2 protein-coding genes are annotated in these 2,072 nt (G+C 75.9%); both read left to right on the plus strand.

From position 1 onward, the window contains the following. Positions 1-47: 47 nt before the first annotated feature. Positions 48-1,145 (plus strand): FecCD family ABC transporter permease, encoded by a 1,098-nt coding sequence (locus ACFV4G_RS04055; protein ID WP_380436196.1) that lies wholly within the window; start codon positions 48-50, stop codon positions 1,143-1,145. Further along, positions 1,142-1,969 carry an ABC transporter ATP-binding protein gene (locus ACFV4G_RS04060; RefSeq protein ID WP_380436198.1) on the plus strand — a complete coding sequence of 276 codons (828 nt, stop codon included), beginning with the start codon at positions 1,142-1,144 and terminating at the stop codon, positions 1,967-1,969. The genes ACFV4G_RS04055 and ACFV4G_RS04060 overlap by 4 nt, the downstream gene beginning before the upstream one ends. Positions 1,970-2,072 lie beyond the last annotated feature (103 nt).

Consider the following 2,072-nt stretch of genomic DNA (forward strand, 5'->3'; position numbering starts at 1 on the left):
ACCTCTAAATCCCGGGTCCTCAGCCGGTCCGTCCGCCCGCCCCTGGGTTGCCCCGCGGCCCCCCCCCGGGGGCTGCCGAGTCGCCCGCGGGCGCCCCCCCGCCCCCCCCCGGGGGGCCCGGGCCGCTGGCCGCCGCCCTCGGCGCCGCCCTCCTCCTCGCCCTCACCGCCGCCGTCTCCCTCGGCGCCGTCGACGTCCCGCCCGGCGAAGTCTGGGCCGTCATCGCCCGCCGGCTCACCGGACGCGCCCCCGAACCCGGCACCCGCGACCTCATCGTCTGGCAACTGCGCGTCCCCCGCGCCCTGCTGGCCGCCGTCGTCGGCGCCGGACTCGGCCTCGTCGGCACCGCCGTCCAGGCCCTCGTCCGCAACCCCCTCGCCGACCCCTACCTCCTCGGCATCTCCTCCGGCGCATCCCTCGGCGCCGTCGCCACCCTCGTCCTCGGCACCGCCCTCGGGCTCCAGCTCTCCTTCGGCAGCGCCCTCGGCCTCACCGTCTCCCTCGCCGCCTTCGCCGGCGCCCTCGCCGCGTTCTCCCTCGTCTGGCTCCTCGCCCGGCGCGGCGGCGGCTTCTCCCCGCTGCGCCTGGTCCTCGCCGGCATCGGCATCGCCCAGTTCCTCGGCGGCATCACCAGCTACCTCGTCCTCCAGACCAGCGACGAACAGCAGACCAGAGGCGTCCTGTTCTGGCTCATGGGCAGCCTCGGCGGCGCCGTCTGGTCCCAACTCGCCATCCCCGCAGCCGCCGTGTCCCTCGGCCTCGCCCTGCTCCAGGCCCGCGCCCGCGCACTCAACGCGATGCTCATGGGCGACGAGACCGCCGCCGGACTCGGCGTCGACGTCACCCGGCTGCGCCGCGAGATCTTCGTCGTCACCAGCGTCCTCACCGGCGTGCTGGTCGCCGTCTCCGGCGCGATCGGCTTCGTCGGGCTCATGGTGCCGCACGTGTGCCGGCTGCTCGTCGGCGGCGACCACCGGCGCCTGCTGCCGCTGTCCGCCCTCACCGGCGCCCTGCTGCTCGTCGTCGTCGACACCCTCGCCCGCACCGCCCTGGACAACCAGGAACTGCCCATCGGCGTCGTCACCGCCGTCCTCGGTGCCCCCACCCTGCTCTACCTGCTGGACCGACGACTGGAGCGCAAGTGAGGATCGCCGTCGAAGACCTGAGCGTCGCCCTCGCCGGACGCACCGTCGTGGCCGGCGTCCACCTCGTCGCCGAGGAGGGCGAGATCGCCGGACTGGTCGGACCCAACGGCAGCGGCAAGTCCAGCCTGCTGCGCACGGTCTACCGGCACCTGCGGCCGAGCGCGGGGCGGATCCTGCTGGCCGGACGGGAGCTGGAGGGCATCTCCCCGGCGGAGTCCGCCCGGCACATCGCGGCCCTCCCGCAGGAACGCGGCGGCGACTTCGAACTGACCGTCCGCGAGGTCGTCGCCATGGGCCGCACCCCCTACAAGCGCGCCTTCGCCGCCGACGACGCCGAGGACCACCGCGTCGTCGCCGACGCCCTCGTGCGCGTCGGCATGACGGAGGCCGCCGGCCGCCGGTTCGCCCAGCTGTCCGGCGGCGAACGCCAGCGGGTGCTGCTCGCCCGGGCGCTCGCCCAGCAGCCGGACGTCCTCGTGCTGGACGAGCCGACCAACCACCTGGACGTCCGCCACCAGGTCGAACTCCTCGCCCTGCTACGGGAACAGCGCCGCACCACCCTGGTCGCGCTGCACGACCTCAACGCCGCCGCCTCGGTCTGCGACCGCCTGCACGTCCTGCACCGCGGCGCCCTCGTGGCCTCCGGAGCACCGCGCGACGTGCTCACCTCCGACCTGCTCGCCGAGGTGTTCGGCGTGCGGGCGGCGGTGGTCGAACACCCGCTCACCGGCGACCCGCTGATCGCCTTCGACCACCGCACGCCCGCGTCCTCGGCCGGTGCTCCGGTGGAGGCCGACGCGGCGCGGGCTCAGACCGTCTCGTAGTGGCGGGGGGGGGGGGGGGGCGCGGCCAGACAGCCCCACACCCACCCCGCCACACCCCCGCCCCGAAACACACCCCCCCGGAGGGCGCCGTGCGGACCCAGAG

Origin of the sequence: Kitasatospora sp. NPDC059747 (genome assembly GCF_042732955.1) — a bacterium.
Classification (GTDB): Bacteria; Actinomycetota; Actinomycetes; order Streptomycetales; family Streptomycetaceae; genus Kitasatospora.